Source organism: Bacillus thermotolerans, assembly GCF_000812025.2.
In the GTDB taxonomy this organism is placed as follows: Bacteria; Bacillota; Bacilli; order Bacillales; family Domibacillaceae; genus Quasibacillus; species Quasibacillus thermotolerans.
The window spans coordinates 37,100-52,340 of sequence record NZ_JWJE02000022.1; the positions used below are offsets into that span (position 1 = coordinate 37,100).

Consider the following 15,241-nt stretch of genomic DNA (forward strand, 5'->3'; position numbering starts at 1 on the left):
GAGCTGGAAATCTCCTTCATTTTTTAATGAAGATAACGCTTTCAGTTAGATATTGACTTCCCGTTTTTTAATTATTGAGGGCGGAATAGCGAATTTGGCCATTCCTCCTCCCTTTGTCAAAACAGCAAGTGGTCCCCTTTCCTGATAGCCTCATCCTATTTCAATAAAAACCCTTCTGTATAAGGATCCGTAGCTTCCAATGAAAATTTGTGGAACCCGGTGATCCATGCAGAGCCAGTAATTTTCGGGATGATAGCCTCATAATTTTTTACTTTCGTATAATCAATGACTGTTCCTTTAAACTGGGAGCCAATAATACTTTCCTGTATGATTTGCTCACCCGGCTTTAGGTTCAGTGTTGAAAGCTTTGCGCATGTTCCTGTTCCGCAAGGGGAACGATCGACTTGTCCATCTCCAAACACTACAGTATTTTTATAATGTTTGTCTCCTAATTGTAAACTAAATTCCACAAGGTCGACTTTGTTTATTTCAGGAATTTCAGGATGATGGATAACTAACTGTTGATTCGCAGCTTCTCTAATAGCTAGGCCAAGATCGACTATTTTGTCCTGCTCCTCAATATCGAGGTTAAGACCAAACTGCTTGGCATCAGCTATGGCAAAGAAGCTTCCTCCAAAAGCGATGTCTACTGTGATCCAGCCTGCATTTTCTACTAGTATTTTAATATCCTTCTCAAATAGGAAGGCAGGTACATTTATAAAGGAAACTTCTTTTACCTTCGAATTCTCATATGTGACATAACATTCAACTACTCCAGAAGGCGTGTCCAGCAAAACTTTATCTTTTTTTGCAATAAGTCCGGTATTAATAGCTACTGTAATAGAAGCAATGGTTCCGTGACCGCACATATTCAGGTAACCGCCACTGTCCATAAACAATACGCCAAGATCGCACTCTGGCTGGCAGGGTTCAGTTAAAATGGCCCCAAACATGTTTAAATGCCCTCTCGGTTCATGCATAAGAAGCTTGCGGATGTTATCCATCTCAGCCTGCACGTACTGTTTCTTCTCCATCATGGTCCGGCCTTGAATCTTTGGAGTACCTCCAACTACGATTCTAGCGGCCTCTCCCATTGCGTGTGCATCGATTGTCTCAATGAAGTCTCTTAGTTCTACCATCTGTTCGCAACCTCCCACAAAATACGTATAAACGTTTATATAGTCATATAAGCAATTATCGTGCCAACTTGATAATTGCCTATATTCAGTGGATTGCTATTATTTTTGTTATTAAGTAAAATAGAATTGTTTAATAAGTTTACAAAACTGTAAACTAAGAATGAACAAGTGCTTTACAACTTTACACCAGGAGGTCTGCATAATGAGCAATATCCCACTTGAACATTCAAAGCATTATTTAAGAACATTAATTGAAATGAGCCCAGACGCGGTCACTATAGTCAATTCATCCGGAGAAGTGGAGTATTGGAGCAAGCAGGCCGAGGTAATCTATAGTATCCCGCTGAAAGAAATTAAAAATAAGAGGATTAGTGACTTCTTTAAAAAAGAAGATTTAAAGGTATTAGAAATACTAGAAACGAAAAAGCCAGTTTTCAATGCTTATCATCAGCCTCGTCCAGATAAACATGTACTGATCAGTTCAGCTCCTATTTTTGATGAGGAAGGGAAGTTGATCGGGGCCATCTCTATAGACCAGGACATTACAAATGTGGTGAAATTGAATGAGAAGCTGACGCTGACAACAACGCAGTTGCAGAAATTAAAGCAGCAATACAACTTGCAAGGACAAGTCGGCCCTTTATCCGAGATTAAAGGAAATAGTATAGCTATACGGCAAACGAAAGAATTGGCCTTGAAGGTGGCTAAAACGGATGCGACAGTTTTGATTCAGGGAGAAAGCGGTGTTGGTAAAGAGCTGTTTTCACAAGGTATTCATGAAGCTAGTTTAAGAAAGGATCAACCTTTCATCCCGATTAACTGCGGGGCTATTCCTGAAGCGCTATTTGAAAGTGAGTTTTTCGGCTACGAAAAAGGTTCCTTTACAGGTGCGTATAAGGATGGAAAAGCAGGAAAAGTAGAGATGGCAGACGGGGGAACGTTGTTTTTAGATGAAATCGGCATGCTGCCTCTTGATATGCAAGTGAAATTGCTAAGGGTATTGCAAGAAAGAGAGGTATACCGAGTCGGTGGAAGTAAATCTATAAAGGTGGATATTCGGGTTGTTGCAGCCACTAACAGTGACCTAAAGGAAATGGTTGAACAAGGAACGTTTCGTGAGGATTTATATTATCGGCTAAACGTAGTGACATTGAAAATCCCTTCACTACGAGAGCGGATTGAAGACATTCCGATCTTAGTCAAGAGCTTTATAGAAGAATACGCTATAAAATATCAGAAAGAAGAACCAGCTCTTTCAGAGAGTGCTCTGCAAATGTTCATGGACTATCAATGGCCTGGGAATATTAGAGAACTCAAAAATGTCGTTGAAAGAATGATTATATTCACTGATAAGGCAACTATAACTGCTGGAGACATCGCTCCTATTTTTCCGGCGGACATAAAAAGGGAGCTCCCGAACGAAGCAGAGAGTGAAGGGCTTCTCCAAGAGAAAGCCCTGTTAGAAAAGGAAAGAATCGAGGAGGCTCTTACTGAAACTTATGGGAATAAAAGCGCCGCAGCTAAAAAACTAGGAATCTCCCGCGTTACCTTATACAACAAGATAAAAGCATATGATATAAAAATGTAAATATGCATTATGAGCCTAGGCCGCAATGGGTCTGGGCTTTTTGAGGTTCAGCGTCCGGGTTTTTATTCAGTCTTTCAGCTGTTACCGCTGCCCCATCACCCACGAGAGGCAGATGAAGTTTCTCTTGGCTAGCTCTAAGTACTCCATAATTTTCTTTGCGCAAAGCGGAGGTTTCTTCTCCTGTTATTAAAAATTGAAAGAGCCGATCCTTAAGTTTAGACGAAGGGGGCGGCTCTTTCATGCTATATAACTAATGATGAAAATTGTTAGAGTTCCTCAAGGCTTTTCTTGCAAAAGCTCATTTTTTTACTTCCTCCAAATACTTCTCCAATGCTTCTTCAATCAGCATATAAATTTTCTTCTCCTGAATAGTCGCCTGCATCTTTAACTCTTTATGCAGATCTGCCCGAAGGTCGAAGGAGACACGTCTTCTTTTTGGTTTGTTTTCTTCATTAGTGGTTTTCTTCTTTTCTTCGTTAGAAGTAATATTGTTTTCCTCAAAAGATTGAGCCAGGGCCTGTGTCGGCGAGATCGTCTTTTGCTGGCGTTTTCTGTTCTTGATGTCATTGACCTTTGACACGTTCAATCAGCTCCTTATAAAAATTTCTGTATTGCTCTAACGCGTGTTTCAATTCAGCATTTTCATTAAACCCATAGAGAGACAGCCGGCCGATCGGAGCTTTCCGTGTGATGATAGTATCGAACACTTCCTCCGGATAGTCTTCTGCAATCAGCTCGTTAAATGCTTTTGCATCACTGCGCCGTACATCGTTCATGGTTCTTAAAATACCAAGGACCTGAGTATCGCGGCTTCCTAACTCATTCGCACTTGAAACGGAATCCATGAAATTCGGAATCGCAGAATAGCTCCAATTCGAGCATTCAAACATCACGACCACATATTCACTGGCACATAGGGCATTTGTGGTTTGTTCAGATAAGGATGGCGGTGTATCAATGACGATGAAATCATAATCATTCCGCACTTCCTCCAATGCCCGGTCGAGTATGCCTACAGGGTTTCCCCCGGCTGGAATGCTTTCCCCTTGATATGTCTTGCCCGTATAAATCCAACGCGGCAGTGTAGCTAGAAAGTTGTTAGCCGGCAGCAGGTCCAAATTTTCGCTAATCGGGACCGTGTAACTTCTTACGCTGCCGTGCTGCATGGCTTCCAATACAGATTTTCCCATGAAGTCATTTGCGGGCTGACCGCTCAACAGCTCCGTTAAGTTTCCTTGGCTATCCATATCAACCGCCAATACACGGTAGCCATCTTCCTGCAATAAGTATGAAAGAATGCCTGTCGTCGTTGACTTACCGCATCCCCCTTTTTGGATGCCCATCGTAATTGTAATTGCCAATATTCGCGCCTTCCTTTCTTCGAACATTGTTTTCTTCTTTTCTTCGCTTCTTTATTCTACAACAAGCTTGGATAAACCTGCATGTTTTTTGCATTCTTTTAGAGAATTTAGTGAAGGATGGAAAAGCCTTTTGAAGGTTGCTTCCTTCCTGAATCTAAAAAAAGATTATAAAAAATGGAAAGGTCGTGACGAATGCCCACCCCATTTCGGCTTCATTTCTATACAATGTAAAATCACAATATAAAGGTGGTGCAACTCATGAGTGAAAAAGGATACGAATGCGGCGGTGGATACGGATCAGGCTTTGCGCTGATCGTAGTACTCTTCATCCTGCTCATCATCGTAGGAGCTGCTTATGTGTGCGGCGGTGGCTTCGGTGGTGGCGGCTATGGCGGCGGGTACGGCCATGGCAAAGGTCATTGGTGCTAAACTCGTGATATAGATAAACGACTCTCTGCTATTTCTGCAAGGAATGCGCAGGATAAGGTTCAAGGAGCGTCCATTATAAGAAGGAGGTCTGGGAGAAGCCCGGGCCTCCTTTTTGTGATGATGAAAACAATATTTCTTCTTTTATTTTTTTCATCTAATAAATTTTTCTTTAAAATTTATTGTTTTAGCTAATGTTATGAATTAAATTACGGAGCGGTAGAGCCGGCCCGAGCAATTAGGAGAGTTCTAATAGTAAGACTGCAATAGCGGAGCCTTATTGGTCATTGAATATAGAGGAACATTTCTTTAACTAAAGAAAAGAGTAATAAAATCTTTATTCTTATAAGGAAAAAAATAAAACAAGAAAAAAAGAAAAGAACGAAAAAACAACTAATTCACTACCCCGGCAGCAATATGTTTGTCGAAACTTGTATGACGAAAGTATTTGAAAATTGAAAGCGTTTCCATATATAATAAAGACAGGTTGGATGACATGCGTGGTCATCATCATACTTGGCGTAGGCGGGGCCGGTATGGAGAAAGATGAAAGAAATTACTTCACAGATTTATCCCAAGCATACATAAGCAGCTGGCTTCGTGAGCTGCTGAATAGAAGAAGGAAGCGATCAGAAGCTGGTTGCTTCTTTTTTTATTTTCAATCAATAAAGCTTGCCTTTAGAATCCATTTATCTTGAAAAAAGAAGACTGCACAAGAATATTTGTGAGAAATTTTTAATGATTTTATTGTTTTTTATTTCAGCGCAAGGTCCTTCTCTTACTGTATTCATCTATAGATTATTCACTGTTCATCTTTATCTATCCTTCTTCTTTAATACCTTATCATAATAATTTGAGGCCATTACCCGCCGATGTTTAAAGAAGCTGGTTTTCACCTCGCACCTTCCATTTGTTTAACACATATTGATAAATGAGTGAATGCATTTAGAGAGGTGGAATTTGAATGTACGAAAATTATTACCACGGAAATCCAAGGCAAATGTATAGACAAAGAATTACTAAGCAGCAGGCTCAAGAAATTGCCCTTAATCGTGTGCCTGGGCAAATTCAACATATAGATATGGATTTAGAAAACGGTGTATTGGTTTATGAAGTTTTTATTCTAACGTCAGATAACAGAATAATCGAGGTTGAGATTCTTGCAAAGTCAGGGCAAATTTTAAAGGTAGAACAAGAAAACGATTATGATTAACACGGTCTGTTCTTTGAGGTAGAGGAGCGGTGCTTTAACAAGGCATCGCTTTATTTGTTTTCATTCATGAAACTATCGTATTAAAAGTGTCAGGTCAGTTAGTTAAACGAGAATCGCTCCCCTACATTTATACAAAAATTATTGGATGGATCGCTCTGCTCCTGTTATGCTTTTGGTTATCAAGAGCGAAAAGGGGCGTTAGCAATGAAGCGAAAGGCGGTTGTAGCAGGGGCGACCGGTTTGGTCGGGAGAGAGCTTGTCCGGTTGCTGTTAAAGGAACCCGCATATACGGAAGTTATACTGATTGTACGGCGGTCTACGGGACTTACACACTCAAAGCTGCAGGAGAAGATCCTCCATTTTGATGAGCTGGAGAAAACCGAGTTAGACCTGGCGGGAGCGGATGTGTTCTGTGCGCTAGGTACAACGATTAAAAAAGCAGGCACTCAGGAAGCGTTCCGCCAGGTAGACTATGTGTATCCGCTCACCCTGGGACGGATGACGAAGGAACAAGGGGCAAAACAGTTTTTAATCATCTCGTCAATGGGGGCGAATGCGTTATCCCGTATGTTCTATTCACGGGTCAAGGGGGAGGTCGAAGAGGCACTTGGGGAGCTGGGTCTTCCCGCCTTGCATATTTTTCGGCCGTCTCTTCTTCTTGGTGACCGGGAGGAGTTTCGGCTGGGTGAGCGGTTTGGCGGTGCCCTATCCAGCAAGTTATTGCCGCTTTTTTCTGGACCCTTGCGGAAGTATCGGCCTATCGAGGCAACTGCGGTTGCACGAGCCATGTGTCTAACAGCCCAGGGTGATTGCTCTGGTGTGCACGTGTATGAATCGGACGAAATAGCTCAGAAAAGTGGGAGGGAAAAGGCATGAAGATTTTTGACGCACACTTGCATATTATCGATCAGCGGTTTCCATTGATCCCGAATCAGGGCTATCTTCCGGATTATTTTTCCTGTGCCGATTATTTAAAGAGCATAGATCAGCTAAAAGTAGCAGGCGGAGTCATTGTGTCAGGTTCCTTTCAGGGCTTTGACCAGTCATATTTAATCGACGCGATCAAGACACTCGGTGAAAACTTTGTGGGAGTGACGCAGCTGCCCCCCGACACCTCAGATGAAGACATTATTAAGCTAAATGAGTCAGGAGTAAGAGCCCTGCGGTTTAATATTAACCGGGGAGGACTAGAGATCATCAACGAAATGGAGTACTTTGCCAAACGGGTCCATGAGCTCGTCAACTGGCACACAGAGCTGTACATTGATTCCAAACAGCTGCCTGAAATCACCGCAACAGTGGAAAAGCTGCCGGCAGTATCGATCGATCACCTTGGCCTGTCCAAGGCCGGCTTAAAGAACGTACTATCCTTAGCAGCACAAGGGGTGAGGGTGAAAGCGACAGGCTTTGGACGCCTCGACTTTGATCCTGCCAAAGCGATCCGGTCGATCTACGCAGTTAACCCGGATGCTTTGATGTTTGGGACTGATTTGCCGTCGACAAGAGCGGAGAGGCCGTTCCAACTATCTGATGTAGATATGATCATGAACACACTGGAAGAGACGCAGGCGGAGAAAGTCTTATATAAAAATACCCTCGAATGGTACATAAAATAAGCTATATTGTCCGCTTGCGGTAAACCAATATACAGACAGGAGGCGTTGGAGGTGAAGAGGAACATCCGAATCATCATCGGGCTTATCAGCAGTCTTATGTTGTTTTCATTCGGTGTGTATCGTTTGTTGAACCCGGTTGCAGATTCATCTTTCGTTCCTGCCGTACTTGCTGTTGGCGGTTTTGCGGGATTTATTGGTTATATGGTAGAATTAAGAAAGAATAGTTCTTGAATGGGCGAGGGCGATTCTTCGATAGCGAAGAGTCGCTTTTTTTGCCCTTTTAGGAATGGGCGGTAAACTAGGACCTTGCACTCCTGTCACACGCAGGATGTCGCCTAAACATGTGGCATGAATATAGGGGGAGCTGAAAAGGGGGAGAGAATGGGCAAAACATAGGGATGTACATAGTCGGAACATGCGTCAAAGAGAAAAACTGTTCGAAATGAGGAAACGAAAAATGAGCACAACCAATAAACAAAAACCTAAACGGCTGATGAGGCTGTTACGAATAGTACTAGTGATCATTGGAGGCTTTATTACGGCCTACGGGCTCGAATCTGTATTAATCCCGAATAACGTGTCAGACGGGGGTGTGACAGGTCTGAGCATCGTTGGTTCGCAATGGGTTGGCCTGCCTCTCGGTCTTCTGATTGCTATATTGAATATTCCGTTCGTCTTCTTAGGATACAAGCAAATTGGCAAAAGCTTTGCGATTTATTCGGTAATCGGGATTGCTTCTCTGGCTGCTGGTACGATGCTTATGCACCATGTGCCCACCATTATTGAAGGAGATACGCTGTTAGTGACGGTGGTTGGCGGCATTATTATCGGTTTCGGGATGGGATTAGCCTTGCGGAATGGCGGGGCGCTAGATGGCATTGATATGCTGGCTGTGCTGCTTTCGCGCAAATTGCCGTTCGGGACAAGTGATTTGATCTTATTTTTAAACTTATTCGTCTTCATTGTTGTCTCCACTGTCTTTGGCCTCAAAGGGGCGATCTTGTCCGCCATCGCTTATTTCATCGCTTCTAAAGTAATTCATATTGTAGAAGAAGGATTAAGCGGCTCGAAAACGTTTAAAATTATTACTAGTGAGCCCGAGCTCATGGTAGAAACCATCCGTGATCGCTTAGGCCGCAGTGCCACTTATAATCTTGTGCAGGGCAGTTATTCTCATGAACAATTTAAAGAAATTACTTGCGTGATTAATCGTCTGGAAGACAGTAAAATGAAAGAAATTATCCACGAAATTGATGACAGCGCCTTTGTGACGGTCTATGACGTCGCAGAGGTTCGGGGCGGCAGCTTTAAGAAACGTAATATCCATTAACTAAAAAGAAAAGGCCGACTTCCTTGAACAGGAAATCGGCTTTTTTGTGTAAGAGCCGCCTGTCTAATGAGCTTTACGAACCTTCGAATTTCCTTTCTTTTCTTGGTACCAGGAGTACAATAATTGGATCAGCAAGATGAGAAGAAAAGCACTCATAACGACCATTTCCATTATATCCATTACACGAAACGCACTAGTGATGTTCTGAATAGAGGTTTGCAGGTTGAATCCTTGCAGGTAATCCATCCAAAAAGAAAAAGCCATTAAAGGCAATAGGATGAGTGCTGTAATACCGAGGATCTTCATTCTTACCCTCCTTTTAGCTTATCCTTCCCTTTACAGAACATCTGTATGAGAAAATCTGTCGTGTATGAACACATTTCCAATTGGATAAAACTGATAATAAAAACATTGGAAGGTACAGGAAAATGCTTGGCTTTTTTAAGAAAAGACAAAAGAAAAAGGCAAATGGCCTTAATGATAAACGTCACCCTGAAATCGACTGGCTAAATACAATCGATGCTTCCTTATCTATAAATCTTGAGATCATTAAAGAGAAAACAGGGAACAGTCCGGATGTCATTATCCGCGAGTTAAGCATGGGATTGAATGACAGCGTTCGAACGGCGATTGTTTACATAGAGGGGATGGTAGATGACCAATCGATTAAAGACTTTTTAATCGAGTCCCTCATGAAAAATCAGAATTTACAGGAAAAAGTCACCCAGCAAGAACCATTAGGCCTCTTAAAGAAAAAGGCGGTGCCCTTTGGCGACGTAGTAACGGGGCGTGAGTGGGATCAATTATTTTCCTCCTTAATGGCAGGTGAAGCGCTGATTTTCATTGATGGAACGGCAGAAGTGCTAATCATCGATACGAGAGGCGGAGAAAAGCGGGCCATTGAAGAGCCAAGCAGCCAGGTAGTCGTACGCGGTCCGAGAGACGGCTTCACAGAGGACATCCGAACGAATATTTCTCTTGTGCGCAGACGTATTAGAAATCCGAGTTTGTGGGTTGAGCCCATGAAGATTGGCCAAACGACGAAAACAGAGGTGGCCATTATGTATATAAACGACGTGGCAAATGAGAAGGTTGTCAAGGAGGTTCGCAGACGACTCAAACAGATTAATGTAGACAGCATTCTTGAGTCGGGGTACGTGGAACAATTAATTGAGGATCAAACCTTCACGACCTTCCCAACCCTCTATCACACGGAAAGGCCAGATGCCGTGGCTGGGAACCTTATGGAGGGCAGAGTGGCCATTTTTGTCGACGGGACTCCGTTTGTATTGCTTGCCCCGGCTGTTTTTATCCAGTTTTTTCAATCGGTGGAAGATTATTATACCCGCTTTGATCTTGCGACAGCCCTCCGCTTTTTGCGGATTCTTATCTTCTTTATCTCTCTTATCGCCCCCGCGGCCTATGTTGCAGCGACCACCTTCCACCAGGAGATGATTCCGACCCAGCTGCTCATTACGGTCGCTGCCCAGAGAGAAGCAGTGCCTTTTCCATCCTTCATTGAAGCGCTCCTGATGGAAATCACCTTCGAAATTTTAAGGGAAGCGGGGATTCGAATGCCAAGGGCGGTAGGCTCGGCCATTTCGATTGTCGGTGCCATTGTCATCGGACAAGCAGCCGTCCAGGCGGGAATTGTTTCGCCCGCTATGGTCATTATAGTTTCCATTACAGCGATTGCCAGCTTTGCTACTCCCTCTTATTCCGTTGCGATTTCCGCCCGGCTCATTCGCTTTTTATTTATGGTAGCCGCTGCTACATTCGGCTTTTACGGGATTATCCTGGGAATTATTATGCTTACCGTCCACCTTTGCAGCCTGCGTTCATTCGGGGTTCCTTACATGTCACCGCTTGCCCCGTTCACGCTCGTCAATAATAGCGACACCATTATAAGAGCACCATGGTGGGCCTTCTGGCAGCGCCCTCGATTGATCAGCGGGGAAAATACGGTCCGAGAAGGGAGCCGTCAGAAACCGCGGCCGCCTATGAATCGTGAAATGGTCAGCCGTTCGAATGAAAAAGGTGATTCAAATGAATAAACGTCTCTTCTTTATTTTCCTGCTGGGAGCTGTGCTGCTTTCAGGCTGCTGGAGCAAAAAAGAGCTGACGGATCTTGCGCTTGTCGCCGGCTTGGGCATTGAAAAGAATGAAGAAGGCAAGTATGTTGGCACAATTCAGGTTGTTAACCCGGGAAACGTGGCGGAGGGACAGCAGGGCGGGGGCAGCGGCCAGGGCCCCCCTGTCAGCGTGTATTCTGCCACTGGCGATAATATTATAGAGGCCAGCAGGGAATTATCAACTAAAGTATCAAGAAGGCTGTATTATGCACATACCAATTTAGTGGTCATTGATGAGCAGCTGGCGCGAGAAGAAGGGATTACCAAAATTCTTGATGCCATGGACCGTGATCCTGAATTCCGGGTCACTACAACTGTAATCATTGCCCATGGCGTAAAGGCTGGCGATATTATGAAGGCATTGACGCCCATTGATAAAATTCCTTCGAGCAAAATCATTAAAACATTAAAGTTTACAGAAGAAAGCTGGGGAGAGCACCTGAATGTCAATATTAAAGAGGTTATTAATGCCCTTACTTCCTCTGGAAAAGAGCCGCTTATCACCGGTTTTCACTTAATTGGAGATCATGACGAGGCAAAGAAAATGGAAAGCATTCAGCAAACGGCTCCCGCAGCAACCATTCAGACTAACGGACTTGCGGTTTTTAAAGAAGGAAAGCTTATTGGCTGGATACATGGAGAAGCTGCTAAGGGCAGTGTATGGATTCTGGATAGAATCAAAAGAACCAATGTAACCATCAATTGGAAGGAAGAAAAAGGGGCAATCTCTTATCAAGTGATGCGTCAAAAAACGAATATCTCCGCCAGAATGCAGGATGGCCAGCCGATCATCACGGTTGAGGTGCGGGCTGAAGGGGACATTGGTGAAGTGATCGTACCCATTGATTTAACAGATCCGCATGTATTTTTAGAGATCGAAAAGGGAGCGGAAGAAGAAATAAAGAAAGAGATAGAACAGGCTGTTCAAGAAGCGAAGGAATACAAATCTGATGTTTTCGGTTTTGGAGAAGCAGTCCGGCGTTTAGACCCAGACGCGTGGGAAACATTGAAGGCAGAATGGGACGATCGCCATTTTCCAGAATTACAAGTAGAGGTCAAGGTAGATGCCTTTGTGCGGCGGTCCGGCTTGCGAAACAAATCGTTCCTTTCTCAAACAGAAGAAAATCGTTAAACAAAGGAAGTGATCCGGCCATGGAGAAGGCGAAAATTAGCGCCTATCAGCTCTTTGTTCTTGTGCTGCTGTTTGAATTAGGAAGTGCTTTAATTCTCCCTCTTGCGATTGGCGCTAAACAGGATGCCTGGCTCGCCATTCTCCTTGGAATGATAGGAGGAGGGGGAATATTTCTTATGTATGACCGTCTCTTTCGTTTTTATCCTGATATACTGCCCACAGAGTATGTACAAAAAATAATTGGTAAAACGCTTGGGCGGATCCTTGCCTTTTTCTATTTACTGTATTTCGCTTATATTGCAGCAAGGATTATGCGCGATTTTGGCGTGATGCTGGTCACTTTCGCCTACCCTGACACGCCTTTATTTATCATTAACGCTTTGCTGGTCATCGTGGTTGTCTACACGGTCCATAAAGGGGTGGAGGTGCTGGCAAGGTCAGGAGAATTGTTGTTTGTGCTGATCGTTGTTGTCGCCGTCGCCGGATTTATTCTAGTGCTGGTTTCGGGTTTAATCGACCCAAGCAATTTGAAACCTGTGCTGGAAGAGAGAATCTCCTCCGTCTTAAAGGTGACACTGACGGAAACTTTGTATTTTCCATTTGGGGAAACGGTCGTCTTCGCAATGCTTCTACCTTATTTAAATCATCCCTTTAAAGCCAGGAAGATAGGATTACTTGCAATCGGACTAAGCGGGGTGATTCTTGCGTCGGTCATGGCTATAAATATCAGTGTTCTTGGAGTCAGCCTAACCAGCCGTTCGCAATTTCCTCTCCTTACGACGATACAAATGATTCAAGTGGCAGAGTTTTTGGAGCGGCTGGACATTTTCTTTATGCTCACGTTAGTGGTTGCAGGTTTTTTTAAAATCAGCATTTTGTTATACGCTGTAGTCACAGGGACGGCCAACTTGTTTCAAATCGAAAACCCGTCCCGCCTAGCTTATCCTATTGGACTGGTTATATTAATATTATCTGTGACCATCGCCAGTAATTTTGCTGAGCATCTTCAGGAGGGCTTACAGCTCGTCCCGGTGTTTCTTCACATTCCGTTTCAGATAGTTATTCCTCTTTTTCTTCTCACCCTGGCGTTCTTGAAAACAAAAAGGAAACAGGGACAGTAGCAGAGGGGCAACACACGAAAAGCTGATTCCTTGTCGGGAGGGATCAGCTTTTTCGGGATCTTTAAGTACAGGAGATGCCATCTTAGCTTTTGCCGCCGACTGTTTGAATCACCGTTGAGTTTCAGATAACAGATCGATGAATGGGCGAATGCCCTGTACTATCTCTTCTGAATATCAATTTAACAGCAAGCCGCTAAGAACCATAAGAACATTTAAAGCGATGTGCCAGATCGTTGAAGGAAGAATGCTTTTAGATTTAACAGTAACGCCCCCATAGAACACCCCTCCTAAAGAAAGAGCGATGCACAGCAGCCAAGGCATCCCAAGGTGGTAATGCTGCAGTCCAAATCCTAGGCTCGTTACGATCACCCCCCATTTCTCACCTAGCTGAGCCGAAAATTGACCTAAAAGAGCGCCTCTCCAAATGATCTCTTCAAGTATTCCATTTGTGATGGAGAAGATAAGTGCCAAGACCCATACTTCTTTAATGAATGTCCAGCCATTCAGGGCCATTATTGGTAAGAAGGCGACAATGTTAATTGCTAATGCTATAAAGAGAAAGGTTCGAACTGTTGTCCAATGAAAGCCTGACCAAATAAATGGAAAGTAGATTCGCTCCTTCCATTGCGTCTTTTTGAAATATGATCTATAAGGGACTTTGAAAAGAAAAGAAGAAACGAGTAACGGGATGAGGATAAAAATCAGTGATAGCCTGTTAAGAAATACATGCCATTCCTTCGAATGAAAAGAAGCTATCCAATGGTCGGTTACATATAAATAAGCAAAGAAGCCGACTCCGAATAACAGGTTAGTAACAACAAACGATTTTGCCGATCGATCAAACGCAGCAAATAAGAAGACAGAAATAAGCATCCATAAACCGATAAGTAAATAATTGTCTAATTGTATTGAAACAATAAGGACCGCAAATGCACATAGAGAAATGATATTTTGAAGCAAGGTGGTATTCATACATTCTCCCCTTCACTCAACTGCTTTAATGCTAAATTAGAAATGAGCGTTTTATTCAAGTTCTCTTCCATTCGTATCATAACTATTAAGTTATAATACGAATTGGCTTAAACATATAGAAAGCTGGCCTTCATTGAAAAGCACTTTTTCCATCATAGTAAGAGCGTACTATAAAAAGGTAAGAACCTGATGCATAAAATGACGGCCTGCTGGAAAGAATAATACATGCAGTAGCATAAACATTCCCATAATTCCCTATCTTTCACGCTTGGTCTCAAGCGTGGTTTTTTTGACCTTAAAAAAGAATAAATATTTTTTAAAATTAATAAAGAAAAAAAGTAAAGAAGAAATAAAGTTAAAAAAATATAAATACGGGACAATTGTCTAGCCAAGCATGCTTCTCCATACATACATTATAGCGCCAGGACTATTTTGGAGTTTTCGCGAGGAGGTGAATGATATGGGTTACGGTTGTGGATACGGATCCGGGAGCGGCTTTGCGCTGCTTGTCGTGCTGTTTATCTTGTTGATCATCATCGGTGCTTGCTATGCTGGTTCCGGTAAGTACTAATAGGAACTCAGCTGCCTCTCTGAACCTCCTCTTTATACCGCGCATCATCATCCGCCAAGGCTATTGAGATTCTCCCTCGATAGCCTTTTTATTTTTCATAAAAGGGAGATATACCTTATCTTCAAGCTGTTTGATTCTATTGATTAGTGAGTAAATATTTTTAAAAATAAATAAATAAAAGAAGAAATAAAGAATAAAATATTTCTTGTGCGAAACGGCAAACGGCAAAAGGTAAAAAAAGACGGGACAAGTGTTTAGTCGAAAAGGTATGTCCATACATAACCTACAGCATCAAACTTCCCTTAGCTTTAATAAGGAGGTGACAAGGATGGGCTGCGGATATAGTTACGGCGGCGGAAGCGGCTTTGCACTCCTAGTTGTGCTGTTTATTTTGTTAATCATTATTGGTGCCCACTATGTAGGCGGTCACGATAAATATTAATAGAATCATCCTCCTGGTACTCCCCTCTGTACCTAAAGAGATGATCGGTCAAGCTATCCGAAAAAGCTTTTTTGGATAGCTTTTTATTTTAACATTCTGTATCCCTACGTATAGATCATGCTCTAGGTGGACAGAATGATAGACATAACAGTCATGTGATACTCCCCTATCTTGCACGCTTGTTTTCAAGCGTGCTTT

At 43.0% G+C, this 15,241-nt stretch carries 16 protein-coding genes and 1 pseudogene; 12 read left to right on the top strand and 5 right to left on the bottom strand.

Annotated elements, in window-relative coordinates; translation table 11 throughout:
- Nucleotides 1–155 precede the first annotated feature (155 nt).
- Complete coding sequence (locus QY97_RS10200) at nt 156–1,139, bottom strand: proline racemase family protein (RefSeq protein WP_039235842.1); 984 nt, start codon at nt 1,137–1,139, stop codon at nt 156–158.
- 202 nt (nt 1,140–1,341) lie between these two features.
- Between QY97_RS10200 and QY97_RS10205 the strand changes: the two genes are divergently transcribed.
- Complete coding sequence (locus QY97_RS10205) at nt 1,342–2,727, top strand: sigma-54 interaction domain-containing protein (RefSeq protein WP_082090248.1); 1,386 nt, start codon at nt 1,342–1,344, stop codon at nt 2,725–2,727.
- A gap of 298 nt (nt 2,728–3,025) precedes the next feature.
- On the opposite strand, the gene QY97_RS10210 is transcribed toward QY97_RS10205, so the two are convergent.
- On the bottom strand, nt 3,026–3,307 hold the full coding sequence (locus tag QY97_RS10210) for a hypothetical protein (RefSeq protein ID WP_039235845.1): 282 nt from the start codon (nt 3,305–3,307) through the stop codon (nt 3,026–3,028).
- The gene (locus QY97_RS10215) at nt 3,291–4,088 is read right to left on the bottom strand and encodes a ParA family protein (RefSeq protein WP_039235936.1); all 798 of its coding nucleotides are present in this window, start codon (nt 4,086–4,088) and stop codon (nt 3,291–3,293) included. Before QY97_RS10215 ends, QY97_RS10210 begins: the two co-directional genes overlap by 17 nt.
- Before the next feature lie 258 nt (nt 4,089–4,346).
- Between QY97_RS10215 and QY97_RS20830 the strand changes: the two are divergent.
- The 6 genes and pseudogenes from QY97_RS20830 to QY97_RS10240 form a co-directional block, all read left to right on the top strand.
- Nucleotides 4,347–4,445 (top strand): annotated as a pseudogene (locus tag QY97_RS20830) (YjcZ family sporulation protein); the annotation flags it as partial.
- Between the two features lie 1,033 nt (nt 4,446–5,478).
- Nucleotides 5,479–5,727 (top strand): PepSY domain-containing protein, encoded by a 249-nt coding sequence (locus QY97_RS10220; RefSeq protein ID WP_039235848.1) that lies wholly within the window; start codon nt 5,479–5,481, stop codon nt 5,725–5,727.
- 204 nt (nt 5,728–5,931) lie between these two features.
- On the top strand, nt 5,932–6,603 hold the full coding sequence (locus QY97_RS10225; RefSeq protein ID WP_039235851.1) for an oxidoreductase: 672 nt from the start codon (nt 5,932–5,934) through the stop codon (nt 6,601–6,603).
- Nucleotides 6,600–7,343, top strand: a complete 744-nt coding sequence (locus tag QY97_RS10230) for an amidohydrolase family protein (protein ID WP_039235854.1) — start codon at nt 6,600–6,602, stop codon at nt 7,341–7,343. The genes QY97_RS10225 and QY97_RS10230 overlap by 4 nt, the downstream gene beginning before the upstream one ends.
- 51 nt (nt 7,344–7,394) lie before the next feature.
- On the top strand, nt 7,395–7,574 hold the full coding sequence (locus QY97_RS10235) for a hypothetical protein (protein WP_039235857.1): 180 nt from the start codon (nt 7,395–7,397) through the stop codon (nt 7,572–7,574).
- A gap of 226 nt (nt 7,575–7,800) precedes the next feature.
- The gene (locus QY97_RS10240; RefSeq protein ID WP_039235860.1) at nt 7,801–8,673 is read left to right on the top strand and encodes a YitT family protein; all 873 of its coding nucleotides are present in this window, start codon (nt 7,801–7,803) and stop codon (nt 8,671–8,673) included.
- A gap of 63 nt (nt 8,674–8,736) precedes the next feature.
- Here the strand turns inward: QY97_RS10240 and QY97_RS10245 are convergent, their stop codons facing one another.
- Complete coding sequence (locus QY97_RS10245; RefSeq protein ID WP_039235862.1) at nt 8,737–8,979, bottom strand: hypothetical protein; 243 nt, start codon at nt 8,977–8,979, stop codon at nt 8,737–8,739.
- A 122-nt stretch (nt 8,980–9,101) separates the two neighbouring features.
- Between QY97_RS10245 and QY97_RS10250 the strand changes: the two genes are divergently transcribed.
- From QY97_RS10250 to QY97_RS10260, 3 genes are read left to right on the top strand one after another with little or no spacing between them, the layout of a single operon-like run.
- The gene (locus tag QY97_RS10250) at nt 9,102–10,727 is read left to right on the top strand and encodes a spore germination protein (protein WP_039235865.1); all 1,626 of its coding nucleotides are present in this window, start codon (nt 9,102–9,104) and stop codon (nt 10,725–10,727) included.
- Nucleotides 10,720–11,937 (top strand): Ger(x)C family spore germination protein, encoded by a 1,218-nt coding sequence (locus QY97_RS10255; RefSeq protein WP_039235867.1) that lies wholly within the window; start codon nt 10,720–10,722, stop codon nt 11,935–11,937. Before QY97_RS10250 ends, QY97_RS10255 begins: the two co-directional genes overlap by 8 nt.
- Before the next feature lie 20 nt (nt 11,938–11,957).
- On the top strand, nt 11,958–13,058 hold the full coding sequence (locus tag QY97_RS10260; protein WP_039235870.1) for a GerAB/ArcD/ProY family transporter: 1,101 nt from the start codon (nt 11,958–11,960) through the stop codon (nt 13,056–13,058).
- Between the two features lie 174 nt (nt 13,059–13,232).
- Here the strand turns inward: QY97_RS10260 and QY97_RS10265 are convergent, their stop codons facing one another.
- Nucleotides 13,233–14,030 carry a CPBP family intramembrane glutamic endopeptidase gene (locus QY97_RS10265; protein ID WP_039235873.1) on the bottom strand — a complete coding sequence of 266 codons (798 nt, stop codon included), beginning with the start codon at nt 14,028–14,030 and terminating at the stop codon, nt 13,233–13,235.
- A gap of 460 nt (nt 14,031–14,490) precedes the next feature.
- On the opposite strand from QY97_RS10265, the gene QY97_RS19930 reads away from it, so the two are divergent.
- The gene (locus QY97_RS19930) at nt 14,491–14,601 is read left to right on the top strand and encodes a YjcZ family sporulation protein (RefSeq protein WP_082090250.1); all 111 of its coding nucleotides are present in this window, start codon (nt 14,491–14,493) and stop codon (nt 14,599–14,601) included.
- 328 nt (nt 14,602–14,929) lie between these two features.
- Nucleotides 14,930–15,043, top strand: a complete 114-nt coding sequence (locus QY97_RS19935; protein ID WP_099098553.1) for a YjcZ family sporulation protein — start codon at nt 14,930–14,932, stop codon at nt 15,041–15,043.
- Nucleotides 15,044–15,241 lie beyond the last annotated feature (198 nt).